General features: G+C 33.8%; 8 protein-coding genes. 4 read left to right on the forward strand and 4 right to left on the reverse strand.

Features of this window, described 5'->3' with window-relative positions; all coding sequences use genetic code 11:
• Positions 1–3: 3 nt before the first annotated feature.
• Positions 4–2,676, forward strand: a complete 2,673-nt coding sequence (locus Q0050_RS15170; RefSeq protein ID WP_298397836.1) for a T9SS-dependent M36 family metallopeptidase — start codon at positions 4–6, stop codon at positions 2,674–2,676.
• Positions 2,677–2,731: 55 nt separating this feature from the next.
• Here Q0050_RS15170 and Q0050_RS15175 read toward each other — a convergent pair whose 3' ends face one another.
• A complete protein-coding gene (locus tag Q0050_RS15175) occupies positions 2,732–3,676 on the reverse strand; it encodes a DUF3078 domain-containing protein (protein ID WP_298397839.1) in 945 nt (314 codons plus the stop codon).
• Positions 3,677–3,711: 35 nt separating this feature from the next.
• Positions 3,712–5,493, reverse strand: coding sequence for a 1-deoxy-D-xylulose-5-phosphate synthase (locus tag Q0050_RS15180; protein ID WP_298397842.1), 1,782 nt, complete (start codon positions 5,491–5,493; stop codon positions 3,712–3,714).
• A gap of 37 nt (positions 5,494–5,530) precedes the next feature.
• On the opposite strand from Q0050_RS15180, the gene Q0050_RS15185 reads away from it, so the two are divergent.
• From Q0050_RS15185 to pbpC, 3 genes are all read left to right on the forward strand, one after another.
• Complete coding sequence (locus tag Q0050_RS15185) at positions 5,531–5,974, forward strand: nucleoside deaminase (protein ID WP_298397845.1); 444 nt, start codon at positions 5,531–5,533, stop codon at positions 5,972–5,974.
• Between the two features lie 152 nt (positions 5,975–6,126).
• Positions 6,127–11,820, forward strand: coding sequence for an alpha-2-macroglobulin (locus Q0050_RS15190; protein ID WP_298397848.1), 5,694 nt, complete (start codon positions 6,127–6,129; stop codon positions 11,818–11,820).
• A 157-nt stretch (positions 11,821–11,977) separates the two neighbouring features.
• Positions 11,978–14,353 (forward strand): penicillin-binding protein 1C, encoded by a 2,376-nt coding sequence (pbpC, locus tag Q0050_RS15195; protein ID WP_298397851.1) that lies wholly within the window; start codon positions 11,978–11,980, stop codon positions 14,351–14,353.
• Positions 14,354–14,468: 115 nt separating this feature from the next.
• Here the strand turns inward: pbpC and Q0050_RS15200 are convergent, their stop codons facing one another.
• Positions 14,469–15,686, reverse strand: coding sequence for a type II toxin-antitoxin system HipA family toxin (locus Q0050_RS15200; RefSeq protein ID WP_298397854.1), 1,218 nt, complete (start codon positions 15,684–15,686; stop codon positions 14,469–14,471).
• A 3-nt stretch (positions 15,687–15,689) separates the two neighbouring features.
• Positions 15,690–15,968, reverse strand: a complete 279-nt coding sequence (locus tag Q0050_RS15205) for a helix-turn-helix transcriptional regulator (RefSeq protein ID WP_298397859.1) — start codon at positions 15,966–15,968, stop codon at positions 15,690–15,692.
• Positions 15,969–16,189: the final 221 nt, after the last annotated feature.

Here is a 16,189-nt window from a genome sequence, read left to right on the forward strand (position 1 = left end):
ATTATGAAAAAAAATTATCTGTTATTACTACTGTTTTTATTTTCAATAATTGGATATTCACAAAATCCGTTAGAAAAAATTAAAACATATTTGAATGAAAATCGTTCAAAAATACAAGTTCAAACTAATGACATTAATGACTTAGTAATCGTTAATGATTTTAGTTCTGAAAGCACAGGAATCAATAACTATCACGTAAAACAAAGATACCAAGGAATTGAAATTTTCAATTCTGATTCTAACTTTTGGATCAAAAATGATAAAGTAATTAATGGTGGAGAAGAGTTTATAAATAACATTAGTCAAAAAGTTAATACGACTACTCCTTATATTTCAGTTACTAATGCTTTTACACAAGTATTGAGCAAATTAAATGAGACTATTTTCCCTACTCAAATTATTGAAGCTCAAGCTAACACTTACAAATTAACAAACGGAGCGCTTTCAGAAGATCCAGTTAAAGCTAAACTAAATTATATTTTAACTACTGAAAACACATTACGTCTAGCTTGGACTTTTGAGTTTTATACTCAAGATACCAATCACCTTTGGAATATAGATATTGATGCAGTTGATGGCAAAATCCTTACAAAAAGAGATTTGGTTATTTCTTGTAATTTCAACTCTAACAGTTGTAACCACGCACACAAAAATAACAGCAAAGGAATTTCTTTTAATAACGCAATGTTTAAAAACAAGGAAACGTTTCTTGCTGTAAACCCAGGAAATACTGCTTACAGAGTAATTCCTTACAATTTTGAAAGTCCAAACCACACAACAAGACAATTAATTTCTAACCCAGAGTTTGTGGCTAATGCTTCTCCTAAAGGATGGCACGATGCAAATACCCTTGCCGGTACTAATGCAACTTTAAGATACAACATCACTAGAGGTAACAATGTTTGGGCAAGAAATGATTTTGCTGGAACAAACTCAACAGCTTCACCAAATGGTACAAGTCCAACTGGTACAGGTACTTTTCCTAATTTAACTTTTGATTTTCCTTATCCAGGTACTTCTGCTGTAGCTTCAACTTATGTAAATGCCGCAAATACCAACTTGTTTTATATGAACAATGTAATGCACGATTTATGGTATCAATATGGATTTAATGAAGCTAATAAAAATTTTCAAGCTAACAATTATGGTCGCGGAGGAGCACAAAATGATGCTGTAATTGCAGAATCACAAGACGGATCTCAGGCAAGTCCACCAAATTTGAATAATGCAAATTTTTCAACACCAACAGATGGCTCTGCACCAAGAATGCAAATGTTTTTATGGGATGTTGGCCCTTCATTTTTAATAGTAAATTCTCCTGCTGATATAGCTGGAGGTAAAGAAGCGCGGGACAATTCATTTAATCCAGGAAATGTACCTATTCCTCTAAGTCCAAATGGAATTATATCCGATTTAGTATTAGTTAATGATGGTGACGGCGATGTTCTAGATGCTTGTCAACCTATTAATAACGCTGCTGCAATAAATGGTAAAATAGCAGTAATTAAAAGAGGTGATTGTACTTTTGCATTCAAAGTAAAAGCTGCTCAAAACGCTGGTGCAATTGCGGCAATCATTGTAAACAATGTTGATGGAGTTGTTGGAATGGCTGGAGCAGATGCAACAATTACGATACCTGCAATAAGCGTTTCAAAAGAAGTTGGTGACGCAATTATAACAAAGATGGCAACATCGACTGTAAATGTTAAATTAGAACGTTCATCAGCATTTGTTAATACTGATGGTGATTTCGATAACGGAATTATTGCACACGAATATGGTCACGGTATTTCAACAAGATTATCTGGAAATTGTTTAAATAGTGCTGAACAACAAGGTGAAGGATGGTCTGATTGGTTTTGGCTTATGATGCAAATCAAACCAGGTGATACAAGAAATGGAGCTAGAGGAATTGGAACTTTCGCACAAAACGAAGCCGTTGATGGTCCTGGAATCAGAGAATTTAGATATTCAACTGATATGGCTGTTAATCCTCATACTTTTGGAAAAACAAACGAACAATTTTTTACCGACGCTAACGGTATTGACGTCACTTCAGTTCACGGAATGGGTTCAATCTGGGCAGTAATGCTATGGGATTTAGCTTGGAATTATATTGATAAGTACGGATACGATTCAAATATCTACACTGGTACGGGTGGAAACAACAAAGTTATGCGATTAGTACTTGATGGAATTAAATTAGACGGATGTAACCCTACGTTTGTTTCTGCAAGAGATGCATTAATCGCAGCAGATCAAGCAACAACCGGAGGACAAGATTATTGTATGATTTGGAGCACATTTGCAAGAAGAGGTTTAGGTCTTAATGCAAGCTCTGGTAGCGCAAATTCGAGTCAAGATCAAATAGAAGATTTCACTGAACCTGCTGCTGGTCCAAACTGTACGTTAAGTGTTAATTATTTTGAAAACAATGAATTATTTAGAGTATATCCTAACCCGACAAATAATCTATTAAATATTAGAATAAATAACTTTGTTGGTAAAGTAAATATTCAAGTAATCGATATCAATGGTAGAATTGTAAACGAATACATAAACGAAGATTTTAATATTGAGAAATCAATTAACTTGAACAGCCTTCAAACAGGAATATATGTTTTGAAAGTTAACGGTGAAAGTGTAAACTTCACACAAAAAATTATCAAGAACTAAATTTTAAAATTTTTAGATATTAAAAAAGGCTTTCATTTATTTGAAAGCCTTTTTGTTATATAAAATTATAAACAATTCCAATTCCTAACATTTGTTTTAATTGAACCTTTGGACCAACGGTTACTTGTTCACCATTTATCTCTTCTTTAGCTTTAATATCATCATCATATATTAAATGAGCTCCAATGTTGGCTCTAACATATTTATTAACTACTAAATCAAACTGCATTTGCCAATCGACATCAATATTTCCGAATTTATTAATGTAATCAGAATATAAGTTTAACCTATTTTCTAAAACTATGTTCTTAAAAACTTCTTTTTTATAACCACTAGTAATTAAGAAACCTAACTCAGTTCTTGATTTTTTACCTTCACTAACCAAAACACCATTCTCATCAAAAACTGCCTTAGTAACTCCAAAAGCTCCTTGATTCGCAAGTTCTTGTGCTAAAACTAAAGTGGTCTTTTGCGTTAACGGTGAAATGTAGACATTAATCCTTTTTTCTTTATTGGAATACTCTGCGCCAATACCAAGAAAAATATACGCAGGAGCGAAAGGCTTAGAAATAGCTTTTTCTGTATTCGGATAGGAATATCCGTTAGTAAATTGTGTGCTAAAATTAAATTTTGCGGAATGATACCAGTTAGAAACAGTATCTTTTCTATAACCAAAAGTTGAATTTAATTGAAAAACATCATCAGTCTTTCTTAATTCAACACCATCTTGCTTATTAACGCCATACTTGAAAATCATTTCATTAAGCCATCTAACATTGTCCGTAGTATATTTTCTAACAATAGTTCCCTTCAACAAACCTGATACAGAGCTATTTCCTCCAGCATTCCAGTTCAAAAAAGCGATTTGAGAAATATCTAAACCAATAGTGTTTTTCTTTTCCCAGTGGGATAATGTATCTGGTAATTTCGTTTGAATTATTTGTGAAAAAGAAAATTGTGTAAATAATAAAAAGACAAAAGATTTAACAAGGAATCGCATTATAATAAATTAAAAGTTATGCAAAAATCGTTTTTTCAAAGTTCAGAAAAAAGGGTTATTAAACTTTTAACGTCAATTTTACAAATTTGTTGTAACTCTTCAACCGTTCCATGTTCGATAAAACTATCTGGAATTCCAAGAGTTTTTATAGAGTTTTTATAATTGTTTTCAGAAGCAAATTCGATAATTGCAGAACCAAATCCGCCTTTGATTGCTCCATCTTCAATAGTAATAATGGTTTCAAATGAATTAAAAATTTCATACAACAACTTTTCGTCCAAAGGTTTTACAAAACCAAAATCATAATGAGCAATTTCATTCGCATTTGTACTTTTATCCAAAGCCAAACTCACATTATTTCCAATAAAACCAGTAGATAAAACCGCAATTTTAGTTCCGCTTTTCAGCAAATGTGCTTTGCCTATTTCGATATTCTCAAATTTGAAATTTAGAATTTGGAATTTGGAATTCGAATATTTTCCTCTTCCTCTTGGATAACGAATTGCAATCGGATGATTCAATCCTAACGAAGCAGTAAACAATATATTTCGTAGATCAATTTCATCTTTTGGAGCATAAATAATCATATTCGGAATGCATCGCAAATACGCCAAATCAAAAACTCCGTGGTGTGTTGCTCCATCTTCTCCTACCAATCCCGCTCTGTCCAAACAAAATATTACAGGCAAATTCTGCAAAGCTACATCGTGAATCAACTGATCGTAAGCACGTTGAAAAAAAGTGGAATAAATATTGCAAAAAACTACCATTCCTTGCGTAGCCATTCCAGCTGCAAGTGTCACAGCGTGCTGTTCTGCAATTCCAACATCAAAAGCCCTTTCTGGAAAAGCATCCATCATGAACTTTAATGAACTTCCGCTTGGCATTGCCGGTGTAATTCCAATAATTTTTGGATTATCCGCAGCCAATTCAACCAAAGTCAATCCAAAAACATCTTGGAATTTTAATGGTAAATGTTCTTCCGATTTTGGAAGAATTTCTCCAGTAATTTTATCAAATTTCCCAGGTGCATGATATTTTACTTGATCTTCTTCGGCTTGTTGCAAACCTTTACCTTTGGTAGTAATAATATGCAAAAATTTCGGACCTTTTACTTTTTTCAAACGTTCTAATTCTGAAATCAATGCTTCAAAATTATGTCCGTCAATTGGTCCCGAATAATCAAAGTTCAAGGACTTAATCATATTATTTTGCTTAGGATTTTTCCCTTCTTTAACCGAAGTCAAATAGTTTTTCAAAGCACCAACACTTGGGTCAATTCCGATGGCATTGTCATTTAAAATTACTAGCAAATTCGCATCAGTAACTCCAGCGTGATTCAATCCTTCAAATGCCATTCCGCTCGCAATTGACGCATCACCAATAACCGCAATATGATGTTTATCTTCACCTTTTAATTGAGAAGCAATCGCCATTCCCAAAGCTGCAGAAATCGATGTTGATGAATGACCAACTCCAAAAGTATCGTAAACACTTTCACTACGTTTTGGAAAACCAGAAATACCATCAAGTTGACGATTTGTATGAAAATTATCCTTTCTTTCTGTTAGAATTTTATGACCATAAGCTTGATGACCAACATCCCAAACCAATAAATCATTTGGTGTATCAAAAACATAATGCAAAGCAATTGTCAATTCAATCACTCCAAGACTTGCGCCAAGATGACCTTCTTTTACTGAAACTACATCAATAATAAAATCACGTAATTCTTTCGCCAATTGAGGCAATTGTGATGGTTCCAATTTTTTTAAATCGGATGGATTGTTGATGTTTTGAAGTAAATTTTCTGTCATATAGCAAAGGTACGAATTGAATTCCTATTTTTGTTCTATGGAAAACATTTTCACCGACGAATACTTCATGAAAAAAGCTTTGCAAGAAGCCGAAACCGCTTTTGAAAAAGGTGAAATTCCTGTTGGTGCCATAATTGTAATTGACAACAAAGTCATTGCTAGAAGTCATAATCTTACCGAATTATTAAACGATGTAACAGCGCATGCCGAAATGCAATCGATAACTGCTGCTGCCAATTTCCTTGGCGGAAAATACTTAAAAGATTGTACATTATATGTTACACTAGAACCATGTCAAATGTGTGCTGGTGCTTTATATTGGAGTCAGATTTCTAAAATTGTTTTTGGTGCTCGAGATGAACAACGCGGATTTCTAACTTTAGGAACAAAATTACATCCAAAAACTCAAGTAAATCAAGGTATTTTGGCTCAAGAATGTGGCGACTTAATGAAGCGTTTTTTTGCCGAAAAAAGAAAGTAGAAAAATTCCTTTTTTTACAAGAAAATTAGTCCAAAAATTTATTTTACATTTACTACAATATTTAAAATTTATTTCTGTTATAGCATTAATTGAAAGTGTTAAAAATCATATTTTCAAGACAAAAAGTTCTAACCAATAATTCCATTACTTTTATGAAAACCAGCAAGTTAATCGGTTTGTTTCTTGCAATCTTTGTATTGCATTCTTGTTCTAAAAAATCGGCTGCCGATTTTGATTCCGACTTCACTTTATACAAGGACTATATATCGAGTTTTTCTTCTGGATTTGTATCGGTCAGTTCCGATATTCGTGTGCAATTGGCTTTCAATAAAAGTGATTGGAAACCCAACCAAGAATTAGACGAAGATTTATTCGACATTTCTCCAAGTATTTCAGGAAAAGTAGTAGCACTTTCAAATAATACGATTGCCTTTATTCCGAAAGACAAATTGGAACAAAATACGTTGTATCAAATTACGCTTCATCTTTCGCAAATCAATGATAAAACTCCTAAAGAATTGGAGGATTTTAAGTTTTCGATTAAAACCATCAAGCAAGATTTCATTGTCAATACTTTAGACTTACAGTCGTACGATCCAGATACTTACTATTTGAATGGAACAATTAAAACTGCTGACAATCTATCATTTGAAGATGCTCAAAAATTATTAAAAGCAACTCAAAATGGTGATGATTTAAAAATAATTTTTGATAAAGCAACAAGTACTTCAACCGAATTCAAATTCACTATCGACAAAATAAAACGCTTCGATGATGACAGCGAAATAACCATTGCTTGGGATGGAGATGATGCTGATATTGAGCAAGAAGGTGAAGTGAAATATCCAATTCCAGGTAAAAACCAATTCAAAGTTTTGGATATTAAAATTGGTGACGAGAACAACCAATCGTTATTGATAAACTTCTCCGATCCATTAAAAAGAGATCAAGATTTTAAAGGATTAATCGCAATTGAAAATACTAACAATTTGAAATTTGCCACAATGGGCAACGTTTTGAAAGTGTTTTTCAGCAATGAAGCTAAAAATTCTGAAGTAGTTAAAGGAAATTCAACCGAAACTATCACCGAAAGTGTAGCAGCTGCTGTTGACTCGACTTCAGTTGCTGTAGATTCTGCTGCGGTTGCTGTAGATACAGTTGCTGCTTATGTTGAACCTGTTATTGAAGCCGTTGAAGAAGAATCCAATGTTCAATCGTTTGCCGGAACAAAATTAGTCGAAGTTTTTCAAGGAATTGAAAACGAATATGGCTACAAAATGAAGAAAAATTATTCCGAAAAATTACAATTTGAACAAATAAAACCAGCCGTTCGATTATTAAAAAGCGGAACTATTTTACCAAGTTCAAACAATTTAAAAATCAATTTTCAAGCGGCCAATTTGAATGCTGTTGATGTAAAAGTGTACAAAATTTACAAAAACAACATCATGCAATTCTTGCAAAATAATGAACTTAACGGAACTCGAAATTTAAAACAAGTTGGACAATCAGTCGCCAAAAAAACCATCGAATTAAAACAAAACAACCTACTCGATTATACCAAATGGAATACCTACGCTTTAGATATTTCCAAAATTGTAACTCCAGAACCAGGTGCGATTTATCGTGTAGAATTTTCATTCAAAAAGAAATATTCGCTTTACAAATGCGGAAATGAAACGCCAAATAACGAAGAAGAAAACGATGATTCCGAAGAAGAAAATGAAGACGACGTCAATTATAGCGGGAACAATTATGACTATTATTACTACGAAGAAGATTATGATTATAGAGAAAGTCTTGATCCTTGCACCAACTATTATTATTACAACAACACAACCATTGGAACCAATATTTTAGCAACCGATTTAGGTGTAATTGCTAAACGTGGTACCGATAAATCTGTAGTTATTGCCGTTAGCGATATCGTTTCTACTGATCCAATTTCGGGTGCAACGGTTACTTTATATAATTACCAACAACAAAAAATTGCCGATTCAAGTACTGATGGTGATGGAATGGCTTCATTTCAATTAGAAAAAATTGCCTATTTCGCAATTGTTACCAAAGGCGACCAAAGCACTTACGTAAAATTGGACGACGAGTTATCTTTATCTGTAAGTGATTTTGATGTCTCGGGCGAAACTTTACAAAAAGGTTTGAAAGGCTATTTATATGGAGAACGTGGTGTTTGGCGTCCAGGCGATACTTTGTATTTGTCATTCATTCTAAATGATAATGCCAATAAATTACCAGAAAATCATCCGATAAAAATTAGAGTAAACGATCCAAGTGGAAAAACCGTGTATCAATCGGTTCAAAAAGGAACAGCTTTAAGTCATTATAAATTTATTGTTCCAACGCAATCAAGCGCTCCAACAGGAAATTGGGAAGCCGTTGTAAGTGTTGGTGGTGCTCGTTTTTACAAAAGTTTAAAAATTGAAACCATTAAACCTAATCGTTTAAAAATCAAAAATAGTTTCAACGATGCAGTGCTTTCTACAAGCAAAAACAATGTCAATAATATTCAAGTTCTTTGGCTTCACGGTGCTGTTGCAAAAGATTTAAAAACTGAAGTTCAAGCCAAATTCTCGCAACAAGTAACAACGTTTAAAGGATTTGACAAATACGTTTTTGATGATCCAACAAGAAGTTTTTCAACCGAAGAAATCAATATTTTTTCAGGAAAAGTTGATGGAAATGGTCGTGCTTCCATTCCGATAAAACCAACGCTTCAAGGTCAAGCACCAGGAATGTTGAAAGCAGCTTTCATCACAAAAGTTTACGAACAAGGCGGCGATGTTACTACTGATGTCGCTTCGACAACATATTCACCTTACCAAACTTATATTGGTGTAAAAGCTCCTCAACCTAACAAATATGGTTTATTAGAGACAGGTAAAGCCAATCGATTTGATATTGTAGCAGTTTCAGAAAACGGAAAACCAAAATCAGTTCAAAATTTGGATGTTCGAGTTTACAAATTAGAATCACGTTGGTGGTGGGATGCTTCCAATGATAATTTGTCGAATTATAGTTCGTCAACGTCAACAATTGCTTACAAAAACTTTAGAGTTTCTACCGATTATTCAGGAAAAGCAAGCGTTTCATTTGTGGTTCCAGAAAACGATTGGGGTAATTATTTAGTTCGTGTTTCCGATCCAAATGATGGTCACGCTACAGGAACACGAGTTTATATTGACTCTCCATATTGGTCTGCTCGTTCTAAAAATGAAGATGGAAAAGCTGCCACAATGTTACGTTTTTCAACCGATAAAGAGAAATATGCTGTTGGTGAAACTGCCAAAATATTCTTCCCATCAAGTGAAGGCGGAAGAGCTTTAATTTCTGTAGAAAACGGAACTAAAGTCGTGAAAACACTTTGGGCAAAAACCAAAAAAGGTGAAACTACTGTCGAATTACCAATTACAGGTGAAATGGCGCCAAATGTTTACATCAATGTAACTTTATTACAACCACACGCATCAACCAAAAACGATTCACCAATAAGAATGTATGGAATTGTTCCAATAGAAGTTGTCGATAAAAACACAGTTTTGGAACCACAAATTTCAATGCCTGATGTTCTTCGTCCAGAGCAAACTGTGAATGTAAAAGTTTCTGAAAAACAAGGTAAAGCAATGACTTATACTATTGCTGTTGTTGATGAAGGTTTATTGGATTTAACGCGTTTCAAAACTCCAAATGCTTGGGATAATTTCTATACTCGCGAAGCTTTAGGTGTTAGAACTTGGGATATTTATGATGATGTAATTGGTGCTTATGGCGGAAAGGTAAATCAAGTTTTTGCCATTGGTGGAGATGCCGATTTAGGTGGCGGAAAAGCAAAAAAAGCCAATCGTTTCAAACCAGTGGTGATGTATTTCGGACCATTTGAATTAGGAAAAGGCGATTCTAAAACGCATCAAATTAAACTTCCAAAATACATTGGTTCCGTTCGTACTATGGTTGTTGCTGCCAATAAAGAAAATAGCGCTTACGGAATGGCTGAAAAAGCAACGCAAGTAAAAAGTCCGTTGATGGTTTTGGCTTCGTTGCCACGAAAAATTTCTCCTTCAGAAAATGTTACGATTCCAGTAACGCTTTTTGCAACAGAGAAAAACATCAAAAATGTAACACTTCAAATCAAAACTAATAATGCTGTTAGAGTTCTTGGAAAAGCAAGCGAAATTGTAAAATTCACCGAACCTGACGAAAAAATGGCGTATTTCAATTTAAGCGTTGGAAATATCACAGGAATTGGAAAAGTACAAATTATCGCCACATCAGGAAAAGAAAAATCTACTTATGATGTTGAAATTGATGTGATGAATCCGAACCCAGTTACAACAACTTACACTGATATAATTATCGAACCAAATAGTTCTAAAAAAATCTCTTGGGATTTATTTGGAGTAACCGGAAGCAACAAATCTAAAATAGAAGTTTCATCGGTTCCAACGGTTGATTTTAGCCGAAGATTAGATTATTTGATTCAATATCCACACGGTTGTGTTGAACAAACCACATCATCGGTTTTTCCACAATTGTATTTGAATGATGTAATGGATTTAGACGCGACTTACAAACAAAGAATTCAGAAAAATGTAACCGCAGGAATCCAAAAATTAGGAAATTTCCAAGTGGCGAATGGGGGATTTGCTTATTGGCCAGGCAATGCCGAAGCAGACGATTGGGGAACTTCTTATGCAGGACATTTCTTGATTGAAGCAGAGAAAAAAGGCTATGTTTTACCAATTTCTTTCAAAAATAAATGGATTTCCTATCAAAAGAAAATGGCAAAACAATGGCGTTTTGAAAAACAATATGGCAACGATTTTGCACAAGCCTATCGTCTTTACACTTTAGCTATTGCAGGTTCAGCCGATTTAGCGTCGATGAACAGACTTCGTGAAACAGTTGGAATTTCTAACGAAAGTAAGTTGCGTTTGGCTGCAACTTATGCTATTATCAAACAAAATTCGGCTGGTTTGGCCTTATTGAGTAAATCAATGATTGACGAACAAAACGAAGATGGTTATTACTATTATTATGGTTCAAACGAAAGAAATCGTGCGATGGCATTGGAAACATTGGTGTTGTTAGGTCAAAAACAAAAAGCTTTTGCAATGGCAACTAAATTGGCTAAAAATCTTTCAAGCAACCAATGGATGAGCACGCAAACAACTGCTTACGGATTATACGCAATGTCAAAATTTGCACAAAGTAATGGTAGCAAAGGAGTTTCTGTTCAATATACTAATGGTGGAAAATCAGTTGTGATTAATACGAATAAGACTGTTGCACAAAGAAATTTAGCTTTAGTTTCTGGAAATAATTCGGTTACAATTAAGAATAACAGAAACAATACAATTTTTGTTCGTGTCTTAAACAGTGGAATTCTTCCTGTTGGAAAAGAAAATGTTGTACAAAACAACTTGACTGCCAACGTAGTTTTCAAAGACCGAAAAGGTAAAGCAATATCAGTAACGAAAATCGTTCAAGGAACCGAATTCATTGCAGAAGTTACGCTAACCAATCGTAAAAACGAACGAGTTGAAAACATTGCACTTTCGCAAATTCTACCTTCAGGATTTGAAATTGTAAATACAAGATACACTGAATTTGGCGAATCAACTTCCAATGTTGCAGATTACATCGACATTCGTGATGATAGAGCGAACTACTATTTCAGTCTTCGTGGTGGCGAAACAAGAACGTTCAAAATCTTATTAAACGCTTCGTATTTAGGTAAATATTACTTACCAGGATTACAATGTGAAGCTATGTATGACAATGAATTCTTGGCTCGAACTAAAGGACAATGGGTTGAAGTGGTGAAGTAAATTATTAACCGCAAAGGCGCCAAGAAAGCGCAAGGTTCGCAAAGTCTATTTCAATAGGCTTGAGAATCAAGTGTAAAAAAAAATCAACTTTGCGGTTAATCAACTAATCTTAGCGAACCTTGCGAAAAAACTTTGTGCCTTTGCGGTAAAATAAAAAATGAAACAAAAACTCCAAGCGTTTCTTCAACGCATTTTAAAATACATCAAAACCAACAAAAAGAAATCTGCAATTGCATTTATTCTTCTTGTAGTTTACTATTTTTCTTTGCCAAGAACACTTTTTGAAGAACCTTATTCCACTGTAATTGAAAGTAATGATGGCGAATTATTAGCAGCAAAAATTGCTCGTGATGGACAATGGCGCTTTCCTGCCAAGGATAGTATTCCAGATAAATTCAAAAAATGTATAACGTATTTTGAAGATGAACATTTCAATTACCATTGGGGTTTTAATCCTGTGGCAATGGTTAAAGCTGTTCAACAAAATCGAACCGCAGGAAAAGTAGTTCGAGGCGGAAGTACTTTAACACAACAAGTAATTCGTTTGTCTCGTAAAAATAAAAAACGTACTTACTTTGAAAAAGTAATCGAAATCATTCTTGCAACACGATTGGAATTCCGTCATTCAAAAGAAAAAATTTTAGAATTATATGCAGCTCATGCACCTTATGGCGGAAATGTTGTTGGACTCGAAATGGCTTCTTGGCGTTATTTTGGAGTGCAATCGCATCAACTTTCTTGGGCAGAAACAGCTACTTTGGCAGTTTTACCGAATGCTCCTAGTTTGATTTATCCTGGTAAAAACCAACAAAAATTACTTAAAAAACGCAATACACTTTTGTTGAAATTACACAACGAAAAAGTGATTGATAAAATGACATATCAATTGTCAATTGAAGAACCGTTGCCTCAAAAACCTTATAATGTTCCGCAAATTGCACCTCATTTATTACAACGTGTTGCCAAAACTGACGAAGGAAAACGCATTAAAACTACGGTTGATATTTCGTTGCAAAATCGTGTGAATCAAATCGCTGCTTATTATTACAATCAATACAAGCAAAATGAAGTGCATAACTTGGCGATTATGATTATTGACATTCAAAATCGTAACGTAATTAGTTATGTTGGAAATTCCCCAACGGATAAGAATCACGATAAAGATGTTGATATTATTTCGGCTCCACGAAGCACAGGAAGTATTTTAAAACCTTTACTTTATGCGTCGATGTTAGATTCGGGTGAACTTCTTCCAAATACTTTGGTTGCTGATATTCCAACGCAAATTTCGGGTTATGCACCACAGAATTTTAATCTAACTTTTGATGGCGCAGTTCCGGCACAACGAGCTTTGTCGCGTTCGCTGAATATTCCTGCAGTTTTGATGTTACAAGAACACGGCGTGAATAATTTTTATGAATTACTTCAAAAATTCCAACTGAAAAACATCAATAAAAGACCAGATCATTACGGATTATCTTTAATTCTTGGTGGTGCAGAAAGCAATCTTTGGGATTTGTGTAGAACGTATGCTAATCTTTCTTCAACCGTTAACTATTTCAATAAAACAAAAGGAAAATATAGAAATAAAGAATTTTCCGAGTTGAATTACGTTAACGGATTTGAACAAGATTATGGCGATGAAACCAATCAAAAGCCTATACTTGGTGCTGGTTCCATTTATTTGACTTACAACGCAATGAAAGAAGTTAATCGTCCAGAAGGCGATGAAGCTTGGCGATTCTATGATTCGTCATTAGATATTGCTTGGAAAACAGGAACTAGTTTCGGAAATCGTGATGCGTGGGCAATTGGAACCAATTCAAGATACGTCGTTGGCGTTTGGGTTGGCAATGCTTCTGGCGAAGGACGGCCACAATTGACAGGAGTTGATAGTGCTGCACCAATATTGTTTGATGTTTTTAATTTATTACCACGAAAAGCGTTTTTCAGTCCGCCATTGAATGATTTAGAATATGCTGATGTTTGTACTAAAAGTGGTCATTTAGCACAAGATGATTGCCCGAAAACCAATCAATTGATTCCTAAAAATGGTAAAAAAACTAGTTTTTGTCCGTATCATAAATTGGTTCATTTGGATGCTTCACAACAATATCGAGTAAACAGCAGTTGCGAAAATGTAGACAATATTGTCATTAAAAAATGGTTTGTTTTGCCACCAGTTATGGAATGGTATTACAAAAGTCAACACATAGATTACATGCCATTACCACCATTTCGCGCCGATTGTCAACAAACACAACAAGCGTCAATGGATTTTATTTATCCAAAAACAAACAGCAAAATATACCTCACCAAAAATTTTCAAAGTAAAGTACAACCTGTAATTCTAAAAGTGGCACATTCCAACAAAGAAGCCAAACTTTTTTGGTATGTTGACAACGTTTATAAAGGCGAAACCCAAACGTTTCACGAAATGCAAATTGAAGCCAATACCGGTTTTCATTACATCACGGTTGTAGATGAATTTGGGAATGAAATTAATAGAAAAGTTGAATTTGTTAGAGATTAGGAGCGAATGGTTTGCGAATTTTTGGTTTCCCTATTCCTGCTTTTCGTTCTACTTCGTGCCACTACAATCAGGGCTAGATTGGTTTTGTCTTTTATGAAGTTCAAGTTTCAAAAAACTAAATTTTTAAATTACCACTAATCAGTTTCATAGAATCTTTTGTAATACCAATAGTATTTGCTAAACTATTAAATTCAGAGATAGAATCTCTAACTTCTTCAAAAATTGGATTTGGATTTTTAATTCCGAAATGCTTGGCAAGTTCTTTTAAATGTTCAATCGTTGGATTCTTACTTTCACCTGCTACAGTTGTGCTATGAAATCCAAAAGAGGAATTCGAAAACGTTAAATCATAAGCTGGTGCAAATTTCCAATTCCCATTTTTATCCATTAGAAACGAGAAGTTTTTACTATGATCATCTCTGTTGTGTGCTAAAACATTGAAAGTCGCTAATCGCAACACTTTTGCATAAGCATTAAAATCTTTTTCAAGTGTAAAAGCGCAATCCATAATGTGTCCGTAATCTAACGTACTCATTCTGAAATTATCGTGTAATAATCCACAAACCGAATGAAGATGTAATTTTTCATTTTTAATTCTATCAAATCGTTTACTTCCAAAAAAATAGTTCCCGTTTTTGCTTTTAAATAATCTAAATTCGTTTACTTCAATTCCAGCATTTTTCGCCATTTGATTGTATGTAAATTCAATTGTAGCAATATCTTTCAAATCGTTTGAAGAAGGAAATTTTATGATCCAATGTTCAAATCCATCAGGTAAATCCGATTTTCCATAAAGCAATTCTTCTGTCTTTGGGTTAAATCCAACTAAAATTTTTGGTCTTGCTCCACCAGAAGAACCACCAAGTTGGAACAACTCCTCTATTACATCTTCTGAAGTCCCACTTAAAACCGTTTCAATTTCATTAGAAATTACATCTAAATCTATTTGACGCAAATCATTATAATCGTTTTCATATTCTGGCTGATAAGTAATCGCTCCAACAGCATTTTTATCAATATAAGCCAATCTGTCTAAAGGTGAAATGTCTTTGAGATTTACACCTAATGAAAGTAATTTTCTGTCAAGTAATAATTTTCCCCAACCGTCAGGAATTGAATCTGAAAACACACCAAAAAGACCATCAAAATGTTGTTCTTTTGGAACTAAAATTTCATTAGATAATTTCATTTTAAAAGGAGAAATTTCTAATCCATTTGCAACAAAATCGGGATGATATTTAAAATAAACTTTACCCTCATTTTCAATCATATCGCCAATTTCAATCTTTGTTTCAAGATTTAAAAATGCTTTTATATTTTTAATCTTTCCCATAATTTATTGCTTGAATAATTTCTCTATTTTCTTTAAGTCTTCGTCAACTACAAAGACTTCTTCAAAATCATCTAATCGATCAAAAAGATGCGCTAATTTCAATAACGATTCTAACGAAATTTGTCCAGTATATTCAAATCGTTTTAAACTGCCCAAAGAAACTCCAGATTTATCAGCCAATTCAGCTTGTGATAGCTTCTTGTATTTTCTCAACTTTTTAAATCGTTCTGCTAATACTAATTGAACTTGAGAAGGTGTTTTATTAATAGAATAATTTTTCATTTTAGCCAATATATTATACAAATATAACTTATTTAATATTACATAGCTAATATATTATCCAAAAATATATTTTGAAAACTGTTGCACTAGCCCAGATTGCAACGGAAATCCTTGTGAAAAGAAACACCAATTTTTCACGACAAAAATGAGCGACCAAAGAAGCTTATTTTTGGCATAGAAAAATGGTGTTTATTGAGCAAGATTGTAGTGTAAAGCTGGAA

Source organism: Flavobacterium sp. (genome assembly GCF_027483985.1).
GTDB lineage: Bacteria > Bacteroidota > Bacteroidia > Flavobacteriales > Flavobacteriaceae > Flavobacterium.

What these genes read in the sequence shown, in the direction of transcription:
- Q0050_RS15170 (WP_298397836.1), top strand. Translation starts at nt 4, where the DNA reads ATGAAAAAAAATTATCTGTTATTACTACTGTTTTTATTTTCAATAATT.
- Q0050_RS15175 (WP_298397839.1), bottom strand. Translation starts at nt 3,676, where the DNA reads ATGCGATTCCTTGTTAAATCTTTTGTCTTTTTATTATTTACACAATTT.
- Q0050_RS15200 (WP_298397854.1), bottom strand. Translation starts at nt 15,686, where the DNA reads ATGGGAAAGATTAAAAATATAAAAGCATTTTTAAATCTTGAAACAAAG.
- Q0050_RS15190 (WP_298397848.1), top strand. Translation starts at nt 6,127, where the DNA reads ATGAAAACCAGCAAGTTAATCGGTTTGTTTCTTGCAATCTTTGTATTG.
- Q0050_RS15180 (WP_298397842.1), bottom strand. Translation starts at nt 5,493, where the DNA reads ATGACAGAAAATTTACTTCAAAACATCAACAATCCATCCGATTTAAAA.
- pbpC (WP_298397851.1), top strand. Translation starts at nt 11,978, where the DNA reads ATGAAACAAAAACTCCAAGCGTTTCTTCAACGCATTTTAAAATACATC.
- Q0050_RS15185 (WP_298397845.1), top strand. Translation starts at nt 5,531, where the DNA reads ATGGAAAACATTTTCACCGACGAATACTTCATGAAAAAAGCTTTGCAA.
- Q0050_RS15205 (WP_298397859.1), bottom strand. Translation starts at nt 15,968, where the DNA reads ATGAAAAATTATTCTATTAATAAAACACCTTCTCAAGTTCAATTAGTA.